This is a genomic window from Mesorhizobium sp. M0894, assembly GCF_040319725.1.
Lineage (GTDB): Bacteria > Pseudomonadota > Alphaproteobacteria > Rhizobiales > Rhizobiaceae > Mesorhizobium.
Genome location: NZ_JAMYOG010000052.1, coordinates 1 through 977 on the forward strand (window position 1 = coordinate 1; position 977 = coordinate 977).

Annotated in this window: 1 protein-coding gene and 1 pseudogene; both read left to right on the top strand. The window is 62.1% G+C overall.

Annotated elements, in window-relative coordinates:
• The coding region (gene istA, locus NKH91_RS32245) for an IS21 family transposase (protein ID WP_352951036.1) at positions 1-864 on the top strand (864 nt) is incomplete at its 5' end.
• Positions 861-977: pseudogene (locus NKH91_RS32250) on the top strand (AAA family ATPase); the annotation flags it as partial. The gene istA and the pseudogene NKH91_RS32250, both read left to right, overlap by 4 nt.

A 977-nucleotide genomic window follows, 5' to 3' on the forward strand; every position in this document is an offset into this window, starting at 1 on the left:
TTTGCCGATGAGCCGACCACGCCGAGAATCGTCTGGCTATTCTCCATGGTGCTTGGCTTCAGTCGCCTTATCTGGGCACGCTTCGTCGTCCACCAGGATCTGCCGACTGTCTTGCGCTGCCATGCTGGGGCTTTCGAGGCGCTGGGCGGCGCTCCTCGCGAAGTGCTTTACGACCGTATGAAGACGGCTGTGATCGGCGAAGGCGATACCGGCGGCATCGTCTACAACCGTGCCCTCGTCGATCTTGCCCGCCACTATGGTTTCCATCCCAAGGCCTGCCGGCCTTACCGCGCCAAAACAAAAGGCAAGGTCGAGCGACCGTTCCGCTACATTCGCGAGGACTTCTTCCTGGCCCGGTCCTTTCGCAACCTCGAAGACCTGAACGCCCAGTTGCGTCATTGGCTGGACACGGTCGCAAACCCGAGAGTTCACGCAACCACACGGCGTGTCGTCAACGAAGCTTTTGCCGAGGAGCGGGCAGCGCTGCGGCCGCTGCCTTTGGCTCCGTTCCGATCGGTCCTGAAGCTCGAGCGACGCATCAGCCGGGAGGGCATTGTTAGCGTTGGCGGCAATTTCTATAGCGTGCCCGACGCCACCAGGCGCCGTGTCGTCGAGGTACACACGCTGGCCGAAGAGTTGCGCATCTTCGAGGACGGCGCACTGATTGCCACCCATCCCATTCTAGAAGGTCGGCACCAGCGTCATGTCGAGCCCGGGCATCGCAACATCCACGTCCACAAGCGCCGACAAAGACTGAGGAACGACGAGGTCATCCTTCATGGCTCAGGCGACAGGGTCGCTCAGCGCCCGTTGGCCTTCTACGATGCCGTCGCCCGGGTGATGGCCAAGGAGCAGCGTCCATGACGAATGCGCTCGATACCACGCCATCCACAATCGACCGGATCCGCCACGATCTCGTCGGCCTGAAGATGCCACGAGCGCTCGAAGCGCTCGATCATGTCGTGCGCCGGCTCGAG